This is a genomic window from Cognaticolwellia aestuarii (assembly GCF_002000025.1).
In the GTDB taxonomy this organism is placed as follows: domain Bacteria; phylum Pseudomonadota; class Gammaproteobacteria; order Enterobacterales; family Alteromonadaceae; genus Cognaticolwellia; species Cognaticolwellia aestuarii.
Genome location: NZ_MUZV01000017.1, coordinates 19,036 through 44,548, shown reverse-complemented (window position 1 = coordinate 44,548; position 25,513 = coordinate 19,036). Strand labels below are relative to the sequence as shown.

At 38.0% G+C, this 25,513-nt stretch carries 29 protein-coding genes; 14 read left to right on the top strand and 15 right to left on the bottom strand.

Features of this window, described 5'->3' with window-relative positions; genetic code table 11:
* Positions 1-32: 32 nt before the first annotated feature.
* Complete coding sequence (dgcA, locus tag B0169_RS18010) at positions 33-1,046, top strand: N-acetyl-D-Glu racemase DgcA (protein WP_077288315.1); 1,014 nt, start codon at positions 33-35, stop codon at positions 1,044-1,046.
* A gap of 177 nt (positions 1,047-1,223) precedes the next feature.
* Here the strand turns inward: dgcA and B0169_RS18005 are convergent, their stop codons facing one another.
* The 4 genes from B0169_RS18005 to B0169_RS17990 form a co-directional block, all read right to left on the bottom strand.
* The gene (locus B0169_RS18005; RefSeq protein ID WP_077288298.1) at positions 1,224-1,688 is read right to left on the bottom strand and encodes an arginine repressor; all 465 of its coding nucleotides are present in this window, start codon (positions 1,686-1,688) and stop codon (positions 1,224-1,226) included.
* Positions 1,689-1,741: 53 nt separating this feature from the next.
* Positions 1,742-3,814, bottom strand: a complete 2,073-nt coding sequence (locus tag B0169_RS18000) for a CapA family protein (RefSeq protein ID WP_077288297.1) — start codon at positions 3,812-3,814, stop codon at positions 1,742-1,744.
* A gap of 494 nt (positions 3,815-4,308) precedes the next feature.
* On the bottom strand, positions 4,309-5,043 hold the full coding sequence (locus tag B0169_RS17995; RefSeq protein WP_077288296.1) for a PEP-CTERM sorting domain-containing protein: 735 nt from the start codon (positions 5,041-5,043) through the stop codon (positions 4,309-4,311).
* Positions 5,044-5,468: 425 nt separating this feature from the next.
* On the bottom strand, positions 5,469-5,891 hold the full coding sequence (locus B0169_RS17990; protein ID WP_077288295.1) for a hypothetical protein: 423 nt from the start codon (positions 5,889-5,891) through the stop codon (positions 5,469-5,471).
* 692 nt (positions 5,892-6,583) lie between these two features.
* On the opposite strand from B0169_RS17990, the gene B0169_RS17985 reads away from it, so the two are divergent.
* From B0169_RS17985 to B0169_RS17975, 3 genes are all read left to right on the top strand, one after another.
* On the top strand, positions 6,584-7,405 hold the full coding sequence (locus B0169_RS17985; protein WP_412842152.1) for a PepSY domain-containing protein: 822 nt from the start codon (positions 6,584-6,586) through the stop codon (positions 7,403-7,405).
* The gene (locus B0169_RS17980; protein ID WP_235838632.1) at positions 7,402-8,127 is read left to right on the top strand and encodes a PepSY domain-containing protein; all 726 of its coding nucleotides are present in this window, start codon (positions 7,402-7,404) and stop codon (positions 8,125-8,127) included. The genes B0169_RS17985 and B0169_RS17980 overlap by 4 nt, the downstream gene beginning before the upstream one ends.
* 146 nt (positions 8,128-8,273) lie before the next feature.
* Entirely contained in the window at positions 8,274-8,699 is a 426-nt protein-coding gene (locus tag B0169_RS17975; protein ID WP_077288294.1) for a CBS domain-containing protein, read from the top strand.
* 82 nt (positions 8,700-8,781) lie between these two features.
* Here the strand turns inward: B0169_RS17975 and B0169_RS17970 are convergent, their stop codons facing one another.
* Genes B0169_RS17970 through B0169_RS17960 form a run of 3 tightly spaced genes read right to left on the bottom strand, consistent with a single transcriptional unit; the run spans position 8,782 to position 10,673 of the window.
* Positions 8,782-9,492: an energy transducer TonB gene (locus B0169_RS17970; protein WP_077288293.1), complete on the bottom strand. Its 711-nt coding sequence runs from the start codon at positions 9,490-9,492 to the stop codon at positions 8,782-8,784.
* Complete coding sequence (locus B0169_RS17965) at positions 9,489-10,055, bottom strand: sigma-70 family RNA polymerase sigma factor (protein WP_143323594.1); 567 nt, start codon at positions 10,053-10,055, stop codon at positions 9,489-9,491. The genes B0169_RS17970 and B0169_RS17965 overlap by 4 nt, the downstream gene beginning before the upstream one ends.
* A 9-nt stretch (positions 10,056-10,064) precedes the next feature.
* The gene (locus B0169_RS17960; RefSeq protein ID WP_235838631.1) at positions 10,065-10,673 is read right to left on the bottom strand and encodes a TonB family protein; all 609 of its coding nucleotides are present in this window, start codon (positions 10,671-10,673) and stop codon (positions 10,065-10,067) included.
* A 275-nt stretch (positions 10,674-10,948) separates the two neighbouring features.
* Here B0169_RS17960 and B0169_RS17955 point away from each other — a divergent pair, with 275 nt between their 5' ends.
* Complete coding sequence (locus B0169_RS17955) at positions 10,949-11,848, top strand: endonuclease/exonuclease/phosphatase family protein (RefSeq protein WP_077288290.1); 900 nt, start codon at positions 10,949-10,951, stop codon at positions 11,846-11,848.
* Between the two features lie 67 nt (positions 11,849-11,915).
* On the opposite strand, the gene B0169_RS17950 is transcribed toward B0169_RS17955, so the two are convergent.
* Together B0169_RS17950 and B0169_RS17945 are read right to left on the bottom strand one after the other, a co-directional pair.
* Complete coding sequence (locus tag B0169_RS17950) at positions 11,916-12,716, bottom strand: DUF2145 domain-containing protein (protein ID WP_077288289.1); 801 nt, start codon at positions 12,714-12,716, stop codon at positions 11,916-11,918.
* A 1-nt stretch (position 12,717) separates the two neighbouring features.
* Positions 12,718-13,050, bottom strand: a complete 333-nt coding sequence (locus B0169_RS17945) for a hypothetical protein (protein ID WP_077288288.1) — start codon at positions 13,048-13,050, stop codon at positions 12,718-12,720.
* Positions 13,051-13,166: 116 nt separating this feature from the next.
* Here B0169_RS17945 and B0169_RS17940 point away from each other — a divergent pair, with 116 nt between their 5' ends.
* From B0169_RS17940 to B0169_RS17925, 4 genes are all read left to right on the top strand, one after another.
* A complete protein-coding gene (locus tag B0169_RS17940; RefSeq protein WP_077288287.1) occupies positions 13,167-13,901 on the top strand; it encodes a helix-turn-helix domain-containing protein in 735 nt (244 codons plus the stop codon).
* 61 nt (positions 13,902-13,962) lie between these two features.
* The gene (locus tag B0169_RS17935; protein WP_077288286.1) at positions 13,963-15,522 is read left to right on the top strand and encodes a phospholipase D family protein; all 1,560 of its coding nucleotides are present in this window, start codon (positions 13,963-13,965) and stop codon (positions 15,520-15,522) included.
* Between the two features lie 17 nt (positions 15,523-15,539).
* Positions 15,540-16,193 carry an esterase/lipase family protein gene (locus B0169_RS17930; RefSeq protein ID WP_077288285.1) on the top strand — a complete coding sequence of 218 codons (654 nt, stop codon included), beginning with the start codon at positions 15,540-15,542 and terminating at the stop codon, positions 16,191-16,193.
* Between the two features lie 191 nt (positions 16,194-16,384).
* Positions 16,385-16,726 carry a hypothetical protein gene (locus B0169_RS17925; protein ID WP_077288284.1) on the top strand — a complete coding sequence of 114 codons (342 nt, stop codon included), beginning with the start codon at positions 16,385-16,387 and terminating at the stop codon, positions 16,724-16,726.
* On the opposite strand, the gene B0169_RS17920 is transcribed toward B0169_RS17925, so the two are convergent.
* Together B0169_RS17920 and B0169_RS17915 are read right to left on the bottom strand one after the other, a co-directional pair.
* Complete coding sequence (locus B0169_RS17920; RefSeq protein ID WP_077288283.1) at positions 16,727-17,185, bottom strand: c-type cytochrome biogenesis protein CcmI/CycH; 459 nt, start codon at positions 17,183-17,185, stop codon at positions 16,727-16,729.
* Positions 17,186-17,328: 143 nt separating this feature from the next.
* Entirely contained in the window at positions 17,329-18,231 is a 903-nt protein-coding gene (locus B0169_RS17915) for an AraC family transcriptional regulator (protein ID WP_077288282.1), read from the bottom strand.
* A 158-nt stretch (positions 18,232-18,389) separates the two neighbouring features.
* Here B0169_RS17915 and B0169_RS17910 point away from each other — a divergent pair, with 158 nt between their 5' ends.
* Positions 18,390-19,538, top strand: coding sequence for an iron-containing alcohol dehydrogenase (locus B0169_RS17910; RefSeq protein ID WP_077288281.1), 1,149 nt, complete (start codon positions 18,390-18,392; stop codon positions 19,536-19,538).
* An 81-nt stretch (positions 19,539-19,619) separates the two neighbouring features.
* Here the strand turns inward: B0169_RS17910 and B0169_RS17905 are convergent, their stop codons facing one another.
* Both B0169_RS17905 and B0169_RS17900 read right to left on the bottom strand, forming a co-directional pair.
* On the bottom strand, positions 19,620-20,144 hold the full coding sequence (locus B0169_RS17905; protein ID WP_077288280.1) for a hypothetical protein: 525 nt from the start codon (positions 20,142-20,144) through the stop codon (positions 19,620-19,622).
* A gap of 172 nt (positions 20,145-20,316) precedes the next feature.
* Positions 20,317-21,372, bottom strand: a complete 1,056-nt coding sequence (locus B0169_RS17900) for a CNNM domain-containing protein (RefSeq protein ID WP_077288279.1) — start codon at positions 21,370-21,372, stop codon at positions 20,317-20,319.
* A 205-nt stretch (positions 21,373-21,577) separates the two neighbouring features.
* On the opposite strand from B0169_RS17900, the gene B0169_RS17895 reads away from it, so the two are divergent.
* The 3 genes from B0169_RS17895 to B0169_RS19315 all read left to right on the top strand — a co-directional run bounded on the left by B0169_RS17895 (position 21,578) and on the right by B0169_RS19315 (position 22,846).
* Positions 21,578-21,826 carry a helix-turn-helix transcriptional regulator gene (locus tag B0169_RS17895; protein WP_077288278.1) on the top strand — a complete coding sequence of 83 codons (249 nt, stop codon included), beginning with the start codon at positions 21,578-21,580 and terminating at the stop codon, positions 21,824-21,826.
* 3 nt (positions 21,827-21,829) lie between these two features.
* Positions 21,830-22,558, top strand: coding sequence for a hypothetical protein (locus B0169_RS17890; RefSeq protein WP_077288277.1), 729 nt, complete (start codon positions 21,830-21,832; stop codon positions 22,556-22,558).
* A 144-nt stretch (positions 22,559-22,702) separates the two neighbouring features.
* Entirely contained in the window at positions 22,703-22,846 is a 144-nt protein-coding gene (locus tag B0169_RS19315; protein WP_158077126.1) for a hypothetical protein, read from the top strand.
* A gap of 180 nt (positions 22,847-23,026) precedes the next feature.
* Here the strand turns inward: B0169_RS19315 and B0169_RS17885 are convergent, their stop codons facing one another.
* A complete protein-coding gene (locus tag B0169_RS17885; protein WP_077288276.1) occupies positions 23,027-23,317 on the bottom strand; it encodes a putative quinol monooxygenase in 291 nt (96 codons plus the stop codon).
* Between the two features lie 50 nt (positions 23,318-23,367).
* A complete protein-coding gene (locus B0169_RS17880) occupies positions 23,368-24,408 on the bottom strand; it encodes a zinc-binding alcohol dehydrogenase family protein (RefSeq protein WP_077288275.1) in 1,041 nt (346 codons plus the stop codon).
* 119 nt (positions 24,409-24,527) lie between these two features.
* Here B0169_RS17880 and B0169_RS17875 point away from each other — a divergent pair, with 119 nt between their 5' ends.
* A complete protein-coding gene (locus B0169_RS17875) occupies positions 24,528-25,463 on the top strand; it encodes a LysR family transcriptional regulator (protein WP_077288274.1) in 936 nt (311 codons plus the stop codon).
* Positions 25,464-25,513: the final 50 nt, after the last annotated feature.

Here is a 25,513-nt window from a genome sequence, read left to right as displayed (position 1 = left end):
ACAGCCAAAGCAACCCTCAAAAAGTAACAGCTATGCCAAGCGACTTAACCATTACAGTGGCAAAACAGCATTTTTCATTGCAACATGTTTTTCGTATTGCTCGTGGTACCAAAACTCAAGCCGATGTGGTGGTTGTTACTATCAGTGATAATAGCCATAGCGGGTGGTCAGAAGCTGTGCCTTACGCACGTTACCAAGAGTCGCTTGATAGCGTAATAGCGCAAATAAACACTTTGTCACAAGCACCACTTAACACTGAAAATATTACTGGGCTTATCGCTTCATTACCCGCTGGCGCTGCACGTAATGCATTAGATTGTGCTTGGTGGGATTTACAAGCAAAGCAAAAAAACACTTCGGTTGCGACGCTATTAGAATTATCGCCTGCATTACCTTGTACCACGGCACAAACTTTAAGCATTGATAGCCCTGAAGCTATGGCAAAAGCGGTTGTTGCGCTTAACAACCCGCCATTAGTCAAAGTAAAATTAGATAATCAAGACATTATTCTGAAAATGACGGCTATCGCCCAAGCGGCACCTAACAGTCAGTTTATTGTAGATGCCAATGAAGCATGGACTATTGAAGATTTACGTCATTGTTGTCAGCAATTAAAAGCACTTAATGTGGTATTGATTGAACAGCCGTTACCTGCAGGTCACGATCAAGAACTCATCAATTTCACCTCGCCTATTCCTCTGTGCGCCGATGAGTCTTGTCATACTCGTGCAGAGCTCGATTACTTAAAAAGTCGTTATCAAGTAGTCAATATCAAGCTTGATAAAACGGGAGGCTTAACTGAGGCGGTATTATTGGCTCAAGCAGCAAAAAACCAAGGTTTTGAACTTATGCTCGGTTGCATGGTGGGCAGCTCACTTGCTATGGCGCCCATAGCACTACTGGCTAATGAAGCAAAGTTTGTAGATTTAGATGGCCCTCTATTAATTAGTACTGATAGAGAGAACGGCTTTGAATTCAATCAAGGGGTAATGCAACCACTTTCAGCCAAGCTTTGGGGTAGCGCTAGTAATTTTGCCATTTTTTAATGGCGCTATTGAGCATGATAACCTGAACGTTCACAAAAAAGTTTAAGCTCATGATAAATAATCATATTCAACCACTATTTAAGATGACTCCCTGAACTATTGCCCTGCTTGCAGGGCTTTTTATCATCAATCTTCACAACAGCTCTGCTCCGTATGTTACTTAATGGGTAATTATCACTAACGATTCAAATTAACGTGCTCAATTATCGCCGTCATGGTTTGTTGAATACGCTCAACATCCGTTGGGATCACTAAAATAGTACTGTCACTTGCCATGCAAGCCAAGACCCCCGACTGTTCACCCATGCTCTCAATCATTTTAGCGATCAACGTTGCAGCGCCAATAACTGTCTTAATAATAATTTGCACCTGGTTATGCTTAATATCTAGCACGACTGAATCTATCGCTTGCTGGCCACAGGGAATATGCTGCTTTTCAGGTAAACGATAAACAGCATCATTATTGTGATTACGAATTTTTACAGCTCCAACCTTATGTAATAAGCGCGATACTCGAGTTTGGGTAACATTTTCAAAGCCACGCAACGATAAAGCACGCGCAAGTTGTAACTGCGACCCGAAGCGTTGGTCTTGCAATAATGCCTTAAACGTATTGATTAACTCAGGCTCTGCAACTTTCATACTACTTATTGATCCTATGTCGTTATTATTGATGTTAAGCAAACTAATTGCTGTTAATGCTGTATCATAATCGGCGCTGATACTGGTTGATCAATACCTAGATAAGCCGCTTGATAACTTAAAGTATTATAAAAATTTGGTTGAGCATTTTTGCTGAAAGCACTCTGCCACTCTACCAATGCAAAGTCATCAATATCAATCGTTGATTTACTGCCACTTTGCAATACTATTTCAGCTATTACCCGGTAACTCCGGTATCCAATGCGCGGAGAATTAAAATCTAATTCAACATTCTGCCATGCCTGCTTTGCCATTAACCCAGCGGAACCAATCAAATGTTTAGGGCTGTTATCAAAAGCATCAAACAACTTCTGACGGTTTTTTCGCCCTTGCCAATAAAAGTTAATTTTCACCGGTGCTTGCACATTAAATTTAGCTTTAACCGTCATTGCGCTGCTTGCTTTATAAACACGACGAAAGCTTTGCATGCCAAACGTACTTGGCTGCCCTGCACTTAACTTTATATTCAAGCTACGCTGACCACTAGCACCAAAGTTATTTAATGATGCAGCTTTGCGCTCAAAAAGCCAAACACGCTCAGGACTGTTAAAGGTGGTAAAACTTTCAAAGTCACTCCCATTAATTAAGTTAGTCCCCAGACGATAGCTAACATTATTATCTGGTAGTTCAACAGCACTGATGGTTTTATGCCATGGCAATTGATAGAGTGGTATAACTTTTTCATTATTCACTAAATCAACGGCCAAGGTTACTTTTCTACTTGGCGGTGTTAGTTGTTCACTTGATAAGTGATGACTTGCTTGAATAATACCGTGACCGCCTGACGGTGTGATCAACGTATTTCTTTGTCTAGAAAGTTCAGTTAAGCGTTTCATAACCGTAAAGCGATGCATGCCAGTTGCGGGTGTGGGTTTATAGCCTTTGACATACACCGGCACAATTTCAGCACGGTGAAACTTGCCATCATCAAGCCAGACATAAAGAATAAAACTATGCTGAGTCGCACTAAAGTTTTGATCGAAGATGAAATTACCCATCGAATAAGCAATCAGTTTATTGTTATATAACTCTAAACCTTGAGTCACATGTGGATGATGAGCAATAGCGAGTGCTGCGCCGGCATCTAATGAAGATTTTAAGCGTTGTTCCGTTACACCGGTTGGACTATTAGCATACTCTTGACTGCCGTGATATTGCACTATGGTGACTTTATTCTGGTCAACTTCAGCACTCACTGAGCTGAGCATATTTTTCATCGAACCATATGCGGCGCCACCGTGTTGGTCATTTGCCGTTTGTGTTGGGTTCGCACTGCCCTCCCATCCCACATAACCTAACATGGCGAAGTCAGTATTTTTAATAGTTTCAGTATGAGCTTTCAACGCTGATTTTTCATCAATACCCGCACCGGAATACCCTAATTCACTTTTTTCAAGAAAAGCTAATGTTGAATGTAGGCCTGAGTCCATATAGTCATAGGTATGGTTATTCCCTAACGAAACATAATCAATGCCCGCCCAGGTTAACGCAGAAAGTATTTCTGGTTCAGAATAAAAGGTGACTGATTTTGGCGCGCGCTCTGCTGGCTTTTCATCCGCTATTTGAGTTTCTAAATTAACCGCGGCGTAGTCAGCCAAACTCATATAAGGCTTAATGTGCTGAACTATCGCTTTGCTATTATCGAGTTTATTGTCGGGGTGAATGAGTACAGCATCGCCAAAGTAAGGTTGATAAAAGCGACGCCCCATCATCACATCACCACCAAACGCTAACATGACACGTTTAGGCGCTTTTTTGACTAAACTAATGTCGGTAATTTCTCCAGACTCTGCTAGTTCAAAATGACTAAAAGTCTGAATTGCTTGGAAGTAACCGTCTTTCGTAAATTTTAGTTGGTAAATGTCATTAGTAGCAGCGTTTAAACTAAATCGCCCTTGTTCATTGGTCACAGCATTAACACTGTTGACTGCTACCACAACTCCGGCTAAAGCATGATTATCCTCATCTACAATTCTTCCATTTAAAGAAAAGTGTGTGGTAGCAAATGCACTAACACTAAAATTGATTGTGCTCACTAGTAAAAGGCAAAAAATAATACGAGACATATTACGTCCATAGCTTAATAGTTTTTCTTAGTATATCGCTTTAATCATTTAGATTTCATTCCGAAATGGATGACAGTTATAACTTCAAGGTATGGCTTTAAGGTATGAAAGCAAAGTAACGAACTGATAAAGACGCAGCAATCACAATGCACAGATAAAAAAAACGCCCCTCATATGAGGAGCGTATAACAAAACATAAAATTATCTAAAATAAAACCGAGGGGAGAATCTCTTATTAACTCAGAGTAACTAAATCACACTTAGTTCAATTTTATTTAACATAAATTAATAAAAATCAATATTTCACTAAAACCATCTTCCCGCCATTAGAAGTATTGCGGCGTGAAAGCAGCTTTATTTTGGCTAGTTACAACCTTTAACTTGTAAAATAAGTTTGGCTTTCACTCATCACTAAAGCCACAGTATATAAAAGCCGATTATATTGCTCTCATAAAAAAAGCCTCTACAAAGGCTTTTTTTACAACATTATACCCTTACTTTTTAAAGCGACGTGCGCCAAATGTAAGTAATGCTAATGAGAATATTGCTAATGTTGATGGTTCTGGTACCTGCGCTGCAGATTGTACAGACTGAGTACCAAAAAACTCCAGTTCGCCTAATTGATGTGCGTTGGCACTTACTGTTGAGTATGCTTCATAACGAAAAATACTGTAAGCCTGTGTGCTGACAAAGTCGTTTTCAGCAACAGAAAATTCAACCACTTGAAAACGCTGATTCCAAATCGATAGACCGTTGTTATCGTAAGTATATATTGAAGTGTAATTCACGCCATCATTTGAACCTAAAATTCGCCATTGATCTGCATCTCTTCCGGCAACATCATTGGCTGATGACAACGTAAATGCATCGAGAAAGTATTGTGTAGAACCAAAGTTAGCTTCTACCCATAAGCCTGTAACGTTAGCATCGTTAAGGTTTTTCGCTGCTGTGCCAACACTCTCACAACACCATTTACCATTACCACCACTTAAAACATTATCAAAAACATTAAATGAGTATTCTCCACCACCAAATCCTGGTTCGCTATTCGCGTTAAAGGTTGCGTTATAGTTAATATCGGCATCGTGTGCGCCATCATTCTCTGGATCGGTTAGGTCATTACCACGTAAGCTTCCTGTACCCGTACCTAGTATAAGACTGGCATTTACTACTGAACTAGCAAATGTCAGTGTTGTGATGAATAGAGCTGCTATAATTTTAAACTTCATTTAATTACCTTTAAGTAGTGCTTAATTTAATTTTTCGAAGATAACTTACTATAAGTTATCATACATAAAACAACACAAGCAAAAGTCGAGCCAACAAATTAAAACAACCGTTTTAAAAGGGCTTCAATATGATATACGAAGCACTTACAATGTACTTGTAAATAAAGTTGACACTACAAACTGTTCAACCAGTTGATAAATATAGATAATATTATTCATATTTACAGATATCATTTCAGACTTATAAATATTTCAGGCAAAAAAAACGCCCCTCAAATGAGGAGCGTATAACAATAATATAAAAACACTAATAAAAACAAAACCGAGGGGAGAATCTCTTATTAAGTAAGAGTGTCTTCGTAGGTAATAGTTCAATTTTATTAAAAATTAATTTAAATAAATTTTACTACCTTGTATTTATTAACTTAAATATGTTTAAACTGGTAACGCTCTGCAATCAAGTTAAGTACTTTGGTCAGCTTTTTCCCTAAGTAACCGGAAAGCAGCTTTGGCGTCTGTAGCAGTAACCCTTGCTCTGATGCTGTTATGGCTACGTAACAATCTACGTGTTTATTTGATAAGGGCACCATCAAAACATCGTCAGCTAAGCATTCTTTTTTAACCACGTGAGATTGTGAAACTTCGCTATCTTTGAATTCTGCCATACAAAGCAAATAAAAATTTATCTCTAGAATATTTTCTTCATCGCCATACCAGTTAGCGGTCATCGTGTGAAAATTCAATTGGGCTTCAAGTTTATTACTGATCGCCACTATATTACTTATTTCAGCAATTAAATCATCGCTAACTCGAATAGAGATAGGCAGTTGTTCAGTCATAATATTCATAAATAACCTAAGCTTGGGAGCAACACTTTATCAGGTTAATACTTACTTATTAACCTGATATTTTATTAGTATGCCTTAATTTTAACGGCTTGCAAAAGCCTTATCTATTAACAAATAAGCCCAGTGCCACAATAAGCATTATTTTTAGCCAGCACTGAGCGCGATAAAAATAAACTAACAGGTTAATAAGCAAAGAGTGAATATTAAAGACTTCTACACCATATCTTTGCGCTTTATCAAACCCAAAAACATGCTCTTAAATTAACCTGAACTCTGGATAATGAGTGCTTGATATTCAAGTGAATAAGATGCTTAGGTGGCAAAGTAAATGCTATAGCAAGGTGAACATCACTAATAGATATCATCAATGCTTCATTTTATGCCATTTCCAAGGCAAAACGTTTATTAATAGCGCGCTATTTATCGACGTTTTAACGCAGATAATGGTTTAAAAGGGAGGATTGAACAAGTGCTGCTTATCCAGAGTTCAGGTTAAATTAATATATTTTGGTAGTAAGGTTATAATATTGAACATTTCTATACCGTGGCTTTATACTTATTATGACACTGTTATTATTAAATTTTTAGCGATACTATGACACAATGATATATGCTAAAAATCATCAATGAGCTAACGCGATAGAGTGACAGCGTTAAGCTCTGCTAGCCATACTGGCAATAGTTAATTTATTGTGGAGCAAAGCACAATTAACACCACACACGTTAAAAAAATCAACAGAAAGCCGATAAGGCTGCTTAGCCTCAGTCATAAAATTCATAAGTGGTTAGCATTGCTTATCGGGGCACAATTCATTATTTGGTCTATTACGGGTGCTTATATGGTCTTTTTTGATATCGACTATATACATGGTGATAGCCTAATCATTAATCATCAAAATAAAATACAGCCTGAACATTTAACCTACTCATCAAAAGCGCTATTTCGGCAGTACCCGCAAGCAGAAAACCTCAGTGTTGGGTTGTTAATCGATCGCGAAGTCTATCGGTTTAATGTTAATAGCCAAAAGTATATAGTTGATGCGACGAACGGTGATTTGCTATCACCACTAAATAAAAATAAGGCATTAGCGCTAGCAAAGCATGCTTATTCTGGCCGGGGCGAATTGATAAGTGCAGAGTTAATTACTGCAGATCCGCCTTTTGAGTTAAGTGCACGACATTTACCTGCATGGCGTATTAATTTTGATGATTTCGGCTCTCCCGCACTGTATATATCAGCCAATAGTGGAAAAATAGTGACTAAGCGTCATGAATTCTGGCGTTTATTTGATTGGATGTTTCGGTTGCATGTCATGGATTATGATGACGGAGAAAATGTCAGTAATTGGTTGTTGTTTATTTTTGCCTTATTGGCTATTTTCGCGACCTGCAGTGGCTTAGTACTAAGCTATTATAAAGCGATAAAACCAATAATAAGGCAGCGTAAAAAAGCGATAAAAAGTTCTAAATATATAGGTGAAAACAATACGTTATCAATGGATGATAAATCATGATGCAATGGGTCAAAAAAATTCATAAGTGGGTGTCATTATTGATCGGTTTACAAGTATTTATTTGGGTCTTAAGTGGTCTAATATTTAATGTGATTGATCACAATAAAGCCCGAGGAAATGCTTATCGTCAAGCCATTAGCACTAAACAAAATATAATCGCTGAAAAAGACTTACTGCCTGTTGAGTCAATATTAGCAGCTTACCCAGACACCATAGAATTATCACAAACCACCTTATTATCGAAGCCCTATTATCTACTAACAAAAGAACAAGCTCTGTATCAGCATTTTGCCAACACCTACCAACTTGTGAACGCAATATCAGGTGAACTAACCATAGTTGATAAACAACTTGCCACAGACATTGCTAAAGCAAGTTACAACGGCCCAGGCAACATCACATCAACCACCTTACTCACGGGTAATATTGCTGATTTTACCAAACAAAAAAATCCAAGTTGGCAAGTAAACTTCTCGGATAAACTCCAAACCAGCGTGTATGTTGAACAAGGCTCAGGTCGCTTAGTTGGCCATAGCAATAGCGACAAACGTTTTGCGAATTTCTTTTTTATGTTGCATTTCATGGATTACAATCACGAAGGGAGCTTTAATAATGTGCAAATTATATTTTTTGCTTTTGTTACTTTGTGGTTAACACTTTCAGGTTTAGTATGGGCAATACACCTGCTACGCCTTGGAAAATATCATAAAAAATACATTTAGCGACTCTTTTATAGATAATAATCTATGACACGATTAAGATTAGAGATAAGCATTTTTCCAAATGTACCACTTATAATTCGTCGATAACTCAGGCTAGCAAACCTTAGCGTTATTGTATCTACAGGTAAAAATCAGGAAAAAAAGACATGAAGATTGAAGACATTATGACTAACGATGTCACCTGCATTAATATGGATGAACGCCTTGCTGTGGTCAGAGAGTTATTTATCAAGCATAAATTTCATCATTTACTCGTGGTAAATAGCAGCAATGAACTTGTCGCTGTTATTTCCGAGCGAGACTACCTAAAAGCCACCAATTCTAACCAAGAGCTACCTACAGCAAGCAAAAAAGACTTGGCAATGCTCAACAAACGCGTGCATCAGATAGTCACAAGAAAGTTAGTCGCAATAGAACAATTCAGTAACTTTTCTGCCGCCATCAAGATATTTCACGATACTGGTGTCTCCTGCCTTCCCGTGATCAATAGTCAAAATAAGCCCGTAGGACTATTAACCTGGCGAGATATTGTAAAATGGCTGTATAACAAAGTTAATCCCCCTAAAACATGAAACTTATAACGCCCCTCTCGCCAACAATATCAGTATATATTGTTTTAAATAAAAGCTAGCTAAGCCAATAAATACAAATATTCTACTGAGTAAGGTTAAACTCAAATTCAATTTCCAGTTTCTTATCACTACCGCTTTTAGCCGGATAACGCCACTGCATTAAGGCTTGCTTTGCTGAACGTTCTAGTGATCGAATACCATTCTTATTTAGTCCAACAATATCAACAACTTTACCATCATTAGAAATTCGGTACTGCAATTTTACAGTGCCTGACTTACGGGCATAAAGCGCTAATTTAGGGTATTCAGGCATCACACGATAAATAGGTAAGATATCCATTGAAAGTTGCGTTATCCCTGGTGGTTTAACACTCTGATTTATCGCTTTATTTAGTAATAGAGCATCCGTGTTAACCATTAAGTTTTCTTGGCTCACTTGGCTATTTTCTGCGTGTTCGGGCACTGAACTTTCCGGCTTGGGAGGTAAAGGTGGTACCGATGGTAAAGGTAGCGCTTCAGGCTTGACGGCAACGACCTCAATGATCCGAACGGAGTGTTGCTTGTACTGCTCAAACTCACCATGAATAGGCGTTTTTCCAAGATGACTTATCAGCGCCATGATACCAAATGAAGCCACTCCTCCCGTTAATAGTAATGCTAATATATGCCATGGTGAGCGAGCTGATTTTATTGGCTTAACTTCGCTTGTTAGAGTAACTGTTGGTGCATTCGTTTGCTGCTTTCTTTGTTGATAAAGGCTAGCGAGTTCCTTATCAAATTTATCTGCACTCATGATAATGTTCCTAACAAATGATTTAAATTCTTACGAGCGTAACGTAAGCGACTTTTAGTGGTTTCAAAACTCTCATGGGTCAGTGCCGCAATTTCGACCACCGAAAAGCCTTCTTGCTGAAAGATAAACGCTTCCTTTTGCAAAAAAGGTAATTGTGCCAGTGCAGCATTAAACTGTGTCAACCGATCTGATGCTTGAATTGACTGCTCTAAGCTTTCTGTCAGCATTTTGTCTTCATCGAGTAATTGCTGTTGCCATTTATGCTGCCGACGATATTCATCAATCAAGGTGTTGCGAGCAATAGTAAACAACCAGCTTTTAACATGACTTTGCACCATCTGTTGATTTTGCGTCTTCATCACTTTTAACCACGTAGTTTGTAACACATCCTCAGCTAACTCTTTGTTAGATTGGCTCAATAAATAGTGATAAAGCGACAAGTTAAATTGCGCAACCAATAAAGACAAATATTTGTTTTTACCGGTTGCCCTATAGTTTGTCAGTAATTTTTCTGGGTTGGCTGCTGGGTTATACCAACCTTTAATCATTGACGGTAAATGCAAATTTTTATCCTAGCCTTGTTGGTCCATATTAAAGTCGAGTTGTACGGTTAATCCTTGTTGCGCAACCGTTTCTCCACCTTCTGATTTTGCACGATATTTCCATTTTTTTAACGCTTGTCTTGCCGCATGGTTAAATATGCGCTTTGGCTCAGCAGCAATAACTTCGATATTGCTCACCGCTCCAACTGCATTGATGTCAAAACGTAACTTAACCCACCCTTCAATACCATCACGAGCTGCCCCAATAGGATACTTAGGGTTAATACGTACTATTGGTCGGGCATCGCTATCGCCTTTCTTATTGCCAAAAGTTAATTGACCATTACCGCCAGCTAACTTAATAGGCGGGTTTTCATAATGATAACCGCCTTCAACAATAGTTTCTACCGGCGCTTCAAATGTCCTTGGCAAAGGTTTGGGCGCTGGCGGAGGGTTATTTCTAAACGGTGGTTTCACCTCTGGTGCTCGTTCATCCGGCAATTGCGCCACTTCAACCGTCACATTAGGTAAAGCCTGTGCTGGCAGTACTTGTTCGTTATTAACTAAATATGCCATAAAAGCAAACAAACCAAAGGTTGTTGCGCATGCAAGTATTGCTATTGTTATTGTCTTTTTCATCTTCATTCCTCAATAGTTATCGACTAAAAGTTAATTAAGTTAAAGAGGTGTGATCACACGTTAAGCCAGTGGCCAATATCTGGCTATCACCAAATAAAACTTGTTCTTCAATTGGTGTTATTAATAAAACGATGCAGAAGAATAAAAGGGGTTAAATGAAATAACATTAATTTACATATGAATGAAAATAATTATCACATCATGGAAATAGTTTACTTGAATTTGCTATACCAACAGTTACTATAGCTGCCCAATGTATAATCTAGAATTACCCAATGACAAAATTAATTAGCCTTCTCGCTATCATATCAACACTATTAAGCGCGCCAATTTTTGCTGAAACATTAAAAGTAGCTTCTTGGAACATCGCTTGGCTTGGTTCGCATGAATACAATCAACGTAAAGCTGCTGATTATCAAAAATTAGCACGTTATGCTCGAGAGCTAGACGCTGATGTTATCGCTTTACAAGAAGTTGAAAGTGAAAAATGGGCAAAAAAAGTTTTCGGTGATGAATATGACTATTTCTTCACAACTAAAGACTGGGTTCAGCGTGTTGGTGTTGCAGTCAGAAAAAGTAGTGGTTATAAAGCCAACGCTATTGAGTACCGCGAGCTTGATCAAGGTTTAGCTCGCCGAGGTATGGATGTAACCTTAACCAAAGATGGTAAGAGTGTACGCTTATTAGCTGTACATATGAAATCAGGTTGCTTTGATAAAGCGCTTGATCAAGGAAGCATTGCTAACATGCCTAATACTAATGAAAAAGAAGCTTATGCTAAAACAGCCTGTGCTGAACTTGCAAAGCAAGCAATACCACTAGAAGCTTGGGTTGATGCCCGCGCTGCCGAAGGTGTGCCTTTTCTTTTATTAGGTGACTTTAACCGCCGCTTTGTCAGGGATATTTCATTAAACCACACCGAAATACAAGGTTTATGGCAAGCAATTGACGATGAAGGCGCTGAAGCATTATGGGCACCAACCATAAAAGCTGAATCAAAATGCTGGGGTGGCTATTACAAAGATTATATTGACCATATTGTTCTTGATCCGAAAGCTAAAGCTCGGTATGTCGTCAATTCGTTCGATCAATTGGTTTTTGAACCAAAATACACTAAAGAACTCAGTCAAACACTAAGTGATCATTGCCCTATTTCAATAGAGTTAGCACTATAGCTTAGTTTATTAAGCCCAGTATTCACTAAGTAAATCTGGGCTTAAATTCTTACTATTTAGAAACTGTTCACAACGTAATAACATCACCTGAACCAGTTATCACCACTGATTTTTCCAGTAAATCATTTTTTTGCAGATACTGACTAATTGTAGTGAAAGTTGCCGTGCTAACTTTTCCACGATGATCTTTCGTTGAAACGTCATCTACAAAAAGGTTACCTAGCATTAATTTTAACGGGCTAATTTTCACTCTCTGTGATTGAAAGTGTTGCTTAGCATTACTTTTTAACACTGCAATATCTGTGGTTTGATAAATGCCGGCATTAATAATATTTAATGTGTGCTCAGTACAGTTCTGAAATTCGTTATTAAAAGGGTTCGCGATAACCGAATAATTTACATTATGAATTTTCTTATCTTTACCGCTGGCAATAATCTCAATAATACGTTGTTGTACATCAACAGTCGGAATAATAATACCCGCCTTAAGGCTACTAACGCCCCAAAAAAAATCGACTGGATAATCAACAACTAACTCACTTTTATCACGCTGCCCTGCTTCTTGATAAAGATTGTGTATAGCATAGCCTTTAACTTTTTCACCTGAAGATAAGCTGATTTCAGAATATAGCGCGATTGCAGTATGAGTGAACTTAATGCCGTCAGGCAATTCACTATCTGGCCGACCAACGCGCGCAATAATAAATGCACGAGCTCCTTGCTCTGCTGCATATTGCTCAACTTGCTTAGCAAACACTTCAACCTGTTCAACCGGTAACTGATTGTCACGCGACTGCGCACTACCGGCATACGTTAACGGTATAAAAAACAAGTTAACCACCAACATGAAGTAAATCATTTTAGTCATGTTATAACTCCTCAGTAATAACCGCTTTCATCATTTGCTTTGGCGATGGCGCGACTGTGATGGTTTTATCAGTTATTTCTAGTGGCTCAGCAACAGCGTTTGCCATTAATTTAGTGCCAAGTTTTAGTGACACTTGCCCAACTGATCCTGCTACAATAAGTGGTGTTGCTAGCACCGCGCTGCCAACTTTTACACTTGCTGCAGTACCATGAGAAGCTGCTAATACTGAGTGTTTACTTGCCGCACTGCTATTTTCTGATGCGCCACTATTAGCAAAAGATTGCATACTAGATACTGTTATTACCAAGCTTAAAACCATGTTACGTGTTTTCATCTTGCTTCCTTAATAAGTATTAAAAACAATATCGAGTATGACCGAAGGATTGTATAAATAAACCAGAATAGTTAATGTATTAGATATCGATACCATTGGTATAGGAATTTAATACTTTGAGTCAGTTAACAGACGTATGTGAGTCATTAAAAGCATTATTAAAGCAACAGCACATCACCTATAAAGCTTTAGCTGAAGAATTAAAGATGAGTGAAGCCAACATAAAGCGTATGTTTTCACTAAATCAATTTACTTTAGCGCGGTTAGAACAAATATGTACGGTACTAAATATTTCTTTATCGGACTTATTCCTTTTAGTTGAAAAACAAAAAAAGAAAATCAGCCAACTTTCGCCCGAACAAGAACTTGAATTAGTAAGTGACGTGAAGCTTATTTTAGTTGCAGCTTGTGTGCGAGATGGCTGGTCTTTTGACGAAATTATTACACATTATCAGATAGATGAATTTTCCTGCATTCAGTTACTGGCCAAATTAGATCGCTTGAAAATGATCGAGCTATTGCCTAACAATCAATATAAAGTTCTTATCGCGCAAGATTTTCAATGGATACCTCACGGACCATTAGAACAATTTATGACCAAAGATGGCATCGCAACATTTATTTCAACACCTTTTACAGAAGAGAATAGTTTTCGTTTTTATATTCGAGGCACATACAGCCAAACTTCAATCGACATTATCAAACGTAAACTAAACCAACTTAAAAAAGAAGTCGCACAATTAAACCAGGAAGATGCAACTTTACCGTTAGAAAATCGTCAGCATATCGGGTTATTATTAGCGATGCGTCCATGGGAATTGCCGCATTTTAAAAAGCTAAGGAGGGTTTAGCGATAAAAGACACGCGAACTATTCTCTCTAATCATTATAATGTTTTATAAGGAATTTATCATTGTCATATTTACCGTGGAAAGCACCATTTCCCAGTCACCTTTTACTTTCGTTAATCTTCTGCTTTGGGCTATTTTCTTGTAGTACACAAAGTGACAGACTTGTTGCCTCAACTTCCGATTACTGCGCTGCTGTCCAACAAAACGATAATAAGCTACTGTCTGAGTACCTAGCACCAGTTGAACATAAAATGCGATCGAGTACTGGCGTCTACGTACTCGAGCAAGGCATAGAAGCCATGTTATCGCGCGCTTGGTTAACTGAACATGCTGAACAAACCCTTGACGTGCAATATTTCATCTTTTCAACTGATAACATAGGCTTAATTGCCATTGATTATTTAGTTAAAGCAGCAGAACGTGGCGTAAAAGTACGCATTTTAGTCGATGATATTATGGTGGAAGCGAGTGGCAGTGAACTAATAACCTTGGCCGCGCATAAAAATATTTCAATAAAAATTTATAACCCCGTAGCAAATATCGGCAAGAATTTATTCGAAAAAGTAGTCAGCTTAACGACAAATTTTCACCAATTAAATCAACGTATGCACAACAAAACATTTACTGTCGATGGTAAAGTGGCCATTACTGGGGGCCGTAATGTTGCAGATGAATATTTTGGTTACGATCACCAGTATAATTTTCGTGATCGCGACGTTTTATTAATTGGTGGGATCACAGAAAAAGTTCAAGCCTCATTTGAACAGTTTTGGCAAAGCGAACTTAGTGTCAATGTACAAGATTTAATCGCGGAAAAAACCGCCGAAGACTACACTCCAAATTTTGAACTTTTACATCAATATGCCTGCAACCCTTCAAATTTTGTCGCCTCAGTAAGAAATAAAATTAGAGATATCCCCAAAGCTATCACCTCAATTCAACAACAGCAGCAACTTCAATGGCTAAAAAATGTTGAATATATTTCTGACACTCCAGGTAAAAACAATGCTAATAAATTCCTTGCTGGTGGTGGTTTATCAACTGACAAATTGATCGCTTTATTACAAAGTGCTGAGCATTCAGTGGTCATTCAAACACCTTATTTAATTACGACTAAAGCAACACGTAAAATCCTCAAAACGCTAGTAGACCAAGGCATAAGTATCAGCATATTAACAAACAGCCTCGCCTCTAATGACAATTTAGAAGCTTTTAGCGGTTATCAACGCGACCGTGAAGCACTGTTAAAAACAGGCGTGAAAATTTTTGAATTTAAACCTGACGCAAAAATTCGCCAGAAAATAATGTCTGAAGTCATGCAAAAGCAACTAACACAAGCGCCAATTTTCGGCTTACACGCCAAGTCTATGATAATAGATGATCATACTGCTGTCGTTGGCACCTATAACTTTGATCCACGTAGTGCTAACCTAAATACCGAGAATTTTGTGATTATTCCTTCAAAAAAAATAGCCAAAGAAATTAAACAAGGCATGCTAGAGGAAATGCAACCTGAAAATGCTTGGTCCATTAGCCTAGATTGGAACCCTGACGGTGAAGTTGATTTAATGAAAAGGCTAAAAGTTAAATTACGTCGTATTGTCCCAAAAAGCATTCTGTAAATACGCAGGAATTAACAATGACTACAAACAACACAGCAAACGAATGTGTAATTTTATTGCATGGTTTAGCACGTTCGGCACATTCAATGGATAAAATGGCTCAGCGATTAACCGAACATGGCTACAAGGTGTTAAATATCGATTACCCTTCACGTGCACTACCTATTGAGCAGTTAGCGGAACAAACTATCAGTGACGCATTAAAACAATGCCACGATATGCCGGTTAATTTTGTTACCCATTCTATGGGAGGGATATTAGTCAGGCAATTTCTCAGTAAACATAGCATCAAAAACTTAAATAAAGTCGTGATGCTTGGCCCGCCGAACAAGGGGACTGAAATAGTTGATAAACTCAGTCACTTACCTGGCTTTAGTTTCGTTAATGGCGCTGCCGGAATGCAATTAGGCACTAGCGAATTAAGTGTGCCTAACCAACTTGGCAAAGCAAATTTTGATGTCGGTATTATTGCGGGTACCCAAAGTATTAACCTACTATTGTCATCACTTATTCCTGACACTGATGATGGCAAGGTTTCGGTCGAAAGCACAAAAATAGAAGGGATGAACGATCACATTGAAATGCCAACCACGCATGTATTCATGATGCGAAATGAAGCAGTTATAGCGCAAGTTATTTGCTATTTAGAACAAGGAAAGTTTAATCATTAATGCCGGCATGATGAACTATCGAAACATCTAGTACTTAAGGCTAGAATAAAAACACGCTATTGAAAAAATAAACTGATAGCAATTATGAAGTTATTATGATGATTAGAATTAACGCTGGCATTCAGTGCTGTATTTAGTAAAGTGTTAGTGAGCTTAAGCAATATTTAATGAATCTAGATGGGAGAATCAAGATGAAATTATTTACACAATTAGCGCTATCAGCCATAGTAGTTTCTAGTGCTCTATCAGGTACTACTTCAGCAAATGAAATGGCAATCACCGCCCAATCTCAAGTAATATCACAAGACAGTAAACGCCATACTTACACTGGCGATGTCAGAATAGCTTTTAGTAACGGTAATTTATCGACAAAATCTACTCATGCCTCCTTCCAAAAAGGGAAAACTATCATGGAAGGTGACGTTGAAATTATTCTTAATAATGCTGTAGCTAAAACACAAAGAGTGACCTTTATACCTTCACAGCAAGGCTTTGTTGCCAAAATGGATCGAGTAACATTAACCTATAAGTAATTATTTTTTCACCGTTTTGTCATGCTGATCGATACTCATACTTATAAATTGATGCGGGCCGCTAGTAAAGCTTACTGGCACTGAGTAGCCGATAACATCGTCAGCACTTTTTTGATGTGGATTTTTACTCTTAGTAGCTTTTGCCACAATAACAACGTTTTCAGCTTGCTGTAGGGTTAAATGGGGTAACAAATACATACTTTGATGGAGTACGATTTCACTCGGTAATTGCGACAACTTGCCTTTAAAGTTTGCTAATGGCATGCGCTCACCGGGCTTTGACGCGTAAACATAAAGCACCCATTGCTCAGCATCATCTGGCATTAAGCTTTGCTTAATATCAACCTGAACGGTTACGCTTCTACTTGGCTTTTCAGTTATTTGCTCTTGTGCTTTTACTGGTGCTTGCAGCAATAATGTTACGAGTAAAAGACTACTTAATTTCAATAATTTTATCACTACTACCACCTTAAGCTGAGCTTGCTAACGCCACCCTATAAAATCTATGCACAGTTTTACCATTGAGTATTCAGGTCGAGCAAGTAACTAAAGTCATATTAACGATATTTCACAAATAAACCTGACCTACCTCAATAAAGTGCTTATGCATCCATATTTATTCGTTTAGGAGTAGCATTAAAATGGCGTTTAAATTCTCGGCTAAATTGCGATGGACTGGTATACCCAACTAAAGCAGCTGCTTCCGTGGCTTGCTTGCCATCGGTGACAATCAGATCTTTCGCTTTATTTAAGCGAATTTTTTTTAAATACTGTAATGGGGTTTCATTCGTAACCTGCCGAAATGCTCGGTGGAAGCCGGAAACACTCATATGGGCTTTATTTGCGAGATGCTCAACAGATATCACCTCTGCATATTCTTTGTGCAAAGTATCAAGAATACGGGCAATTCTTGCGTAATGACCATCATGACGTGCTAAATCAAACAAAATATGACCATTTTCTCCGACAAGCGTACGATAAACAATTTCTTCCACGATAGCAGGGCCTAAAATTGCCGCTTCCATATCGTTATGTAAAACCTTCAACAAACGTATCACAGTATTATTAAAGTCTTCGCAAACACTGTTTGATTTAACACCAAAGTCAAGAGCATTTTTATCATGTTGGCTAGTGCCACAAATGGTTTTCCCCTGCTCATCAATTTGACCAACAAGCTTATGCAAAGTATGAGAATCGACATCAATTGCCAAGCCCATAATAGGCAAAGATTCCTCAGCAAAAGCTTCACACTCTAGCGCCATAGGCACACCCAACACTAAATAATCACCTGAGCCATATTGCACACAACTATCTGCAATATAAATATTTTTTCTTCCCTGCCCCAAAATAATTATGCCAGACTGATAAAGTAAAGGCTCACGAGCACTACTGGTGTCAGCACGATAAAATTTTACGCCAGGAATAACCGTTTTATACATGCCATTCAAGCCTTGTAATGACTTAAATTGACTGAAGGATTGCATTAATGGTGCTAACGCTTGCATAATTTTCCTTGTGCTTGCTATTTAAAAATAACATTTTACACAAATAGGCAATGATTATCGATAAATCTGGCTATTTAAGTCATGAAAAATACATTAATATGCAACATATCAAAAGTCACTGTACTTTTTCATTAGCTAAATATTAAATAAGGTGTTCCATGGAATTTTCATACGTTAATCCAACTCAAATTCATTTTGGTCAAGGTAAAATTGCCAGTGTTAGCGACGCTATTCCGAGTGCTAGCAAAGTATTAGTTATTTATGGTGGCGGCTCTATTAAAAAAAATGGTGTTTATCAACAAGTACAAAGTGCACTCGCTAATCACACTTGGCTAGAGTTTTCAGGTGTCGAGCCAAACCCAACCATGGAAACGTTAGATAAAGCCGTGGTTATCGCTAAAGCTGAAAAAATTGATTACATACTTGCTGTTGGTGGTGGTTCAGTTATTGATGGTGCGAAGTATGTTGCCGCAGCGGCCTGCTATGATGGTGCCGGGTGGGATATTTTACTAGGTAAACACTCTGTTACTGAAGCTATCGCCATTGGTGCAGTACTGACTTTACCTGCGACAGGCTCAGAGTCAAACGCGGGTTCGGTGATCACTCGCGCAGCAACCCAAGATAAACTCCCGTTCTTTGCGCCAGCCGTACAACCGAAATTTGCGGTACTTGACGCCGACGCCATGAAAACATTGCCTGAACGCCAGTTAATCAATGGTTTAGTGGATGCTTGGGTACATATTTGTGAGCAATACTTAACATTACCCACAGGTGCAATGGTGCAAGATGGCTATGCTGAAGCACTCCTGAAAAACTTACTAGTACTTACTGAACAATACGACCAGCGCGAAACATTACATTGGCGTGAAAACTTAATGTGGACGGCAAACCAAGCTCTGAATGGTTTAATTGGTGCTGGTGTGCCGCATGACTGGGCTACACACATGATTGGTCACGAGTTAACTGCCCTTTATGGTGTTGACCATGCGCGTTCACTCGCGATTATTCAACCATCATTATTACGTAATCAACTAGCGGTTAAAAAAGATAAATTAGAACAATTAGGCAGAAATGTTTTTGCTTTAGCAGCGAGTGATGACCTAGCAGAGCGTACAATTGAAGCAATTGAAGCATTTTACCATAGCCTAAATGTTGCAACACAATTAACCGAACATGGTGATGATAAAACTGCAGCAATCGATAAAATTATTGCACAGCTTGAGGCACATAACATGTTAAAACTCGGTGAGAACCAAGCGATAACGTTAACGCAAAGTCGTGAGATTTTAGAATTAGCGGTAAAATAACGCGTTAATCATCGTCAGCACAAATAAAAAAGCGAGTATGAATGTTTCAATACTCGCTTTATTTTAAATCACTCTGCCGTACTATTGCACTGCTAGAATAGCTCTTACCTCATTTAATGCTGCAACAGCAAAACCTTGATCATAAAAATACAAAATTTTACCTTGTTCATCTAATAACACTACACGTGCATTAGAAGCATTTTCATTACCGGTAAGTGCTTGAACTTTCTCACCATCATCATAAACGGTAACGACACCTTTCCATAAGGCTTTAGGGATGCCTGCTCGCATACCATTATCAATAACGGTACTAAACATTTGTGGAAATAAGCCTTGAATAGTCGGTATTTCATAGGCATTAACTTGGGTTTCAGTCATATCTAACGCGATTAACCAACGATCAATATCAAACTGTGAATTTTGCACATATCCAATAAGCAATAAAGTAACTTCACCAGTAAAGTCATTAGGAATAGTGACAGTATTTTTTTCTAAGGACTGCCCAACCACCTGTGGAAATACCTGACCCGTGATATCTTTATTTGGATATACCGTGCTACAACCGCTAAGCAATAACAGGGCAAGCGTTAATGTGATTATTTTCATTTTAGTTTTCTTAATAAAAGATGAATGTATAACCATTACTACGTAATAGTCTTTGTTTTAGTTCACTCACTCCGCCAACACGGTTTACAGATTATTAAGTAACACACTATGAAGCTGAAATAAGAAAAAATTAAATTTTCAAGTTCAACTAGTTAACACTTACCCTTTCTGACTATTTAGCTTGCTCATCATTTGGCTGCTTAAGCCCTCTTAACCTATCACGATATTTATCACGTGCTAAAGCTTGCATATCAGTTACCGCATCACTTTCATCAACAATTTCTCGACCGAGTAAGGTTTCAATGGCATCTTCCAAAGTAACAACACCAGATGTTTGTCCATATTCATCTTCAACCGCGTATATATGCATACGATTTTTAATGAAAATATCTAATAATTGTTGAACTGGTAATTTTTCAGATACAGCCGTTAGCGGTGTAACAAAATTACTAATAGGCTTCTCTCCGTGGCCATTACGCTCGGCTTCATATAGATCACCTTTAATCACTTTGCCGGTAATGTCATCAATCGTATTACCGTAAACTGGAATACGAGTGAATTGACGAGTTTGTTCATGGTTTAAAGCCGCAGTCACCGTAAGATCTTGATGTAGCATATGAACAACGGTACGCGGAGTAAAAACATCACCGGTACGCAATTCACGTAAATTCAGCATATTAGATAAGTATTCGTTTTCTTGTGAAAACAAACTACCGTCTTTATGACCTAGCGACGCTAAGGCAATAATTTCTTCTCGGGTAATTTCACTGGTTTTATCTTTTTTAAATAAACGCGTAAGTCGAGTTGCTAACCACACTAGCGGATAAACGATACGAACTAGCCAAGCAATAACATGGGCAGAAGGTATGGCCAAACTACGCCAAAATGTTGCCCCCAAGGTTTTAGGAATAATTTCTGAAAAATACAAGATAACTAAAGTTAGTAAAATTGCAATTGCGGTTTCCCATTTTTCTCCGAATATGCCAAGTGCCTGTGCCCCAACACCTGCAGCCCCCATAGTATGAGCAAAGGTATTAAGAATTAAAATACTCGACAAAGACTCTTCTAAACGTGTTTTAACTTTCACCAAAACGGCGGCAGATTTGGGCTTATTGGTTTTCATTTGCTCAACATAACTCGGGGTTATTGACAATAAAACCGCTTCTAATACTGAACAGAGAAATGAAACACCTATAGCAATGGTTAAATAAATTAAAAGTAAGGTCACGCTGTTATTCCGTATCAACAAAACATAAATTTTCAGAAAAATAGCATACCATAATGTCAGCAATAACTTTATGTTTGGTTTCGACCTTTAGGCTGAAATTAATATAGTTTTGCTAATTAATTGTACAAAAAATACCTTAATTGATTGCCCTGTAGATAATAAGTTCTTAAAATGTAAATAATCGTAGCAATTTTGATAAATACACATGGCACATTTTTCCGGATTAGAATTAAAAAGCTTAAGAAAAGAGGCTGGTTTTACACAAAAAGTACTTGCCAGTAAAATCGGTATCAGCCGAGAAACTGTTGTTGCCATTGAGAATGAACACCCTAAAACCATTGACTCGCTGAGCCTTGAAGTGGTTAATGCTTGGTGGCTTGCGTGCCGTAAGTCAGTATCTGAATCAAGTCAGTTGTCATTTAAAGTGCAGGTAATGAAATTTTTTGGCATGTAATTCATGATATTACGCCAATATATTGGTACTGGTATTACTAGCCTTTTAGCCGTTCTATTTTTAACGATTGCATTACTTTCCTTTGGCTATGCACAATATTATGATCGCTTATTTATTATTTTTTTATTCGGTCTAATTTGCTTTAATATTCATAATGCCAATATTATCAGTATTGCTTTGATTTTTTTGTTTGAACGCTCGCTGGAAGAAATTGTTTTTTTCTCTAGTAGTTACCTCTTTATCAAACCATTAATTTATTTATTATCACTCTGGCTAATTAAGTTATTTTGGTACGATAAATTGATCAGACGGATTATTTCACCTACTGTCATCATTTGTATAATAAGCGAAATATATTGGTGCTTAACTGATTATAAAGCCCCAAGAATACACTCTTATATTGCTATGTTGATGCTAAATATGGTCACGAGACATCTCATCTTTCTTCGTATCCCGATATTTAGAAAGTTTCAGCGCTTGGCAGTTATTAAAAGCACTGTCACCCAACCTCTCAAGCACACCTCTGTAGATATGCAGTTATATACACTCGCAATGGTAAATATTGTCGTCGTTGTTATTATGATTGCAGAATATTTACTACGCCACTTAACACCATTAAAGCCTTTATTTATTTATAACTTCTATTCTGAAACTGTGCATATTTTATCTGCTGCAACATTATTTTTTATTGTCAACTTTATCATCAAATCTAATTATAAATTCTCCGCTTAAAACAAAGAGTTCAAGCAATGAACAACCAATCAATTGCTTAAAAAGCAATCAAATATAGTGTCTATGATATAACTCTAAGTGCTTTTCCTTAATAATGGGGTGTGGATTTAAATCCACCTAACTTTTTATTATTAAGGAATAACCATGAAAACATTAAAATTAGCTTTGATCATCGCCACTCTTGCCATTAGTTCATCTGCATTTGCTACTGGTGGTAAAAAAGAACCACCACAGCAGCCCACATTGATTGAAGAGATTATAAAGATCATAACTATAGTAGTGAAATGAGTTAATCTAACTGCAGTTGGCGACAAAATCTTGCGTGTAATATTATCCAAGAAAGTTGTATTAGCGAGGCAAAGTAAGTTGTTGTAGAGGTAAATATCGATGCTGCTGCAAACTAGAAACACATCTGAATAAGTGGCTTATATCGCCTAAGTTCGGTTATATAAGCCACTCTTAACAAGATTATGTAATATGATGCATTTCACTTAAGGTAAACTCTGCAACCGCTCCTTGTGTTGCATTAACGTAATCTTGTAAAGCTTGATTGGCCATATGTGCTTGCCATAATTCTCGCGTTTGCCAATTTTCATAAAGCATAAAGTGTGCTGGGTTATTAATATCCTGATGCAGGTCATAATTAATACAGCCCGCCTCTGCCCGCGTTACTTCAATCAGTTTTACTAACTCAGCCTTAACAAAATCAATTTGCTCAGGGTGTGCGGTTATCTTGGCAACGATAGTCAATTGAGTCATGATAATTTCCTTACTATTCAGTACCTTTGGTTAATTTTTACTGTCTGCTATTAAAAGCCTTGTAACACTAGCTTGCCTATCGACGTGCCTGACTCTAATTCTTGGTGCGCAGCTTTAAGATTTTCTGCATTTATTACCCCTAAGTTCTTACCAACGGTAGTTTGGATATACCCCAGATCAATAAGCTCAGCTACACGATTCAATAAGTGACTTTGCTCTTGCATATCAACAGCATTAAACATTGAACGTGCAAACATAAACTCAATATGAAATGACAAACTTTTCATTTTAAGTTTCATAATATCGAGTGGAGTTTCAGGATCATCAATCATAGCTATTTTGCCAAATGGCACTAGCAAATCTATATACGTGTCAAAGTATGACGCTGTACTGTTTAAACTTGCGACATGAGTAACTTGACCTACCCCTTCGTTGGCAATTAACGCATCAATTTGTGGCTTCAAGGCTTTACTGTGATCAACAACATAATCTGCCCCTAATTTTTTCACCCATTGTTGCGAGCTTTCACGAGAAGCCGTTGCTATGATGGTTGCACCTGTGATCGCTTTTGCTAATTGTAAGAAAATTGATCCCACACCGCCGGCAGCGCCTACCACCAAAATAACATCTGCTGATTTATCTTTGCTCGTTGGAGACTGTTGTTTAATGGCTAAGTGTTCGAATAACATTTCCCATGCCGTAATTGCTGTTAGTGGTAATGCAGCCGCTTCAGCTTGAGATAAACTTTTTGGTTTTTTGCCAACAATGCGTTCATCAACCAATTGATATTCAGCATTGCTACCTTGGCGAGTAATATCACCAGCATAATAGACGTGATCTCCTAATGAAAATTCACTAACATCTTCACCAACAGCCACTACTTCACCAACCGCATCCCAGCCTAAAACTTTAAATTCGCCTTCGCTAGGTGCGCCTTTAAGGCGTATTTTATAATCAACAGGGTTTACAGCTATCGCAGCAACTCTGACTAATAAATCACGTCCAGTAGCAACCGGTTGTGGTAATTCAATATCCATTAAAGAATCTACGTTGCTTATAGGTAACGACTGGTTATATCCAATAGCTTTCATTATATTTCTCACTTGTTTGTGTCATGGTTTACGCTTTTAACTTGGGTACATAATAGCGCTTGATTAATTAGCATTAAACAGCATAATAATTGATTCATTATCAATAATTTTTTGACAATATGCAGATAGAAGACTTACATGTCGTATTAAAAGTAGCAGAGTTTCGTAGTATAACTGCCGCTGCAGCCAGCTTAGATATGCAAATGGCTACGGCAAGTGCTGCCATTAAGCGTATCGAGCGAGCGCTGGGTGTTGAGTTATTTATTCGAACAACTCGTAGTTTACGTTTAAGTGGGCCAGGAGAGCGTTATATTCCACATTGTCAGCAAGCATTAGAGATGCTTGAGCAAGCCAAGCAAAACGTAAAAGACGATTTATCAATAGTTGATGGAGAGCTACGCATTGCTATTTCATCAGATCTTGGCCGTAATATTGTTACGCCTTGGTTAGATACATTTATGCAAACCCATAAAGCTATCACCTTAAAGGTAAGCCTAAGTGACAGTAATATCGACTTTTATCGAGATGGGGTCGATATTGCCCTGCGTTATGGCTCTCCTACCGATTCAAATATGTATGGCTTTAAGGTTTGTAATGTTCCACGCTTGCTTTGTGCAAGCCCGCACTATTTAGATCAACATGGTACACCAACGCACCCTAACGATTTAGTCACACATAACGGATTGTTCTATCAACTTAGCGACATAATTCACAATGTTTGGCTATTTTCGCATCAGGGCGAAAAATTTAAAATTAAAATGAATGGCAATCGTGCCGCTAACGATGGCGACTTGGTGAGACGTTGGTGTGTTGCTAGCAAAGGTTTAGCGACTAAATCAGCTTTAGATGTAGCCTCTGATCTACTAACGGGTAAGTTAGTGAATGTAATGCCTGAATATAAAACCACCGATACTGAGCTATGGATCATTTGCCCAAGTCGACAATCAATTACCCCAGCAGTACGGTTATTGCGGGATACTTTTCGCGAAAAATGCCAAGAAATTTTGCGACAATTGCACGATAAAGGCATCTTATCAAGCGAGGCACTTAAGTAACCTAAGGGTAGATAGGGATTATCAGCATTATCGGTTAACTGAATAAACAG

Bases quoted from the DNA above. Each gene is read 5' to 3' on its own strand.
- dgcA (WP_077288315.1), top strand. From the start codon at position 33: ATGCCAAGCGACTTAACCATTACAGTGGCAAAACAGCATTTTTCATTG.
- B0169_RS18005 (WP_077288298.1), bottom strand. From the start codon at position 1,688: ATGAAAGTTGCAGAGCCTGAGTTAATCAATACGTTTAAGGCATTATTG.
- B0169_RS18000 (WP_077288297.1), bottom strand. From the start codon at position 3,814: ATGTCTCGTATTATTTTTTGCCTTTTACTAGTGAGCACAATCAATTTT.
- B0169_RS17995 (WP_077288296.1), bottom strand. From the start codon at position 5,043: ATGAAGTTTAAAATTATAGCAGCTCTATTCATCACAACACTGACATTT.
- B0169_RS17990 (WP_077288295.1), bottom strand. From the start codon at position 5,891: ATGAATATTATGACTGAACAACTGCCTATCTCTATTCGAGTTAGCGAT.
- B0169_RS17980 (WP_235838632.1), top strand. From the start codon at position 7,402: ATGATGCAATGGGTCAAAAAAATTCATAAGTGGGTGTCATTATTGATC.
- B0169_RS17975 (WP_077288294.1), top strand. From the start codon at position 8,274: ATGAAGATTGAAGACATTATGACTAACGATGTCACCTGCATTAATATG.
- B0169_RS17970 (WP_077288293.1), bottom strand. From the start codon at position 9,492: ATGAGTGCAGATAAATTTGATAAGGAACTCGCTAGCCTTTATCAACAA.
- B0169_RS17960 (WP_235838631.1), bottom strand. From the start codon at position 10,673: ATGAAAAAGACAATAACAATAGCAATACTTGCATGCGCAACAACCTTT.
- B0169_RS17955 (WP_077288290.1), top strand. From the start codon at position 10,949: ATGACAAAATTAATTAGCCTTCTCGCTATCATATCAACACTATTAAGC.
- B0169_RS17950 (WP_077288289.1), bottom strand. From the start codon at position 12,716: ATGACTAAAATGATTTACTTCATGTTGGTGGTTAACTTGTTTTTTATA.
- B0169_RS17945 (WP_077288288.1), bottom strand. From the start codon at position 13,050: ATGAAAACACGTAACATGGTTTTAAGCTTGGTAATAACAGTATCTAGT.
- B0169_RS17930 (WP_077288285.1), top strand. From the start codon at position 15,540: ATGACTACAAACAACACAGCAAACGAATGTGTAATTTTATTGCATGGT.
- B0169_RS17925 (WP_077288284.1), top strand. From the start codon at position 16,385: ATGAAATTATTTACACAATTAGCGCTATCAGCCATAGTAGTTTCTAGT.
- B0169_RS17915 (WP_077288282.1), bottom strand. From the start codon at position 18,231: ATGCAAGCGTTAGCACCATTAATGCAATCCTTCAGTCAATTTAAGTCA.
- B0169_RS17910 (WP_077288281.1), top strand. From the start codon at position 18,390: ATGGAATTTTCATACGTTAATCCAACTCAAATTCATTTTGGTCAAGGT.
- B0169_RS17905 (WP_077288280.1), bottom strand. From the start codon at position 20,144: ATGAAAATAATCACATTAACGCTTGCCCTGTTATTGCTTAGCGGTTGT.
- B0169_RS17895 (WP_077288278.1), top strand. From the start codon at position 21,578: ATGGCACATTTTTCCGGATTAGAATTAAAAAGCTTAAGAAAAGAGGCT.
- B0169_RS17890 (WP_077288277.1), top strand. From the start codon at position 21,830: ATGATATTACGCCAATATATTGGTACTGGTATTACTAGCCTTTTAGCC.
- B0169_RS19315 (WP_158077126.1), top strand. From the start codon at position 22,703: ATGAAAACATTAAAATTAGCTTTGATCATCGCCACTCTTGCCATTAGT.
- B0169_RS17885 (WP_077288276.1), bottom strand. From the start codon at position 23,317: ATGACTCAATTGACTATCGTTGCCAAGATAACCGCACACCCTGAGCAA.
- B0169_RS17880 (WP_077288275.1), bottom strand. From the start codon at position 24,408: ATGAAAGCTATTGGATATAACCAGTCGTTACCTATAAGCAACGTAGAT.
- B0169_RS17875 (WP_077288274.1), top strand. From the start codon at position 24,528: ATGCAGATAGAAGACTTACATGTCGTATTAAAAGTAGCAGAGTTTCGT.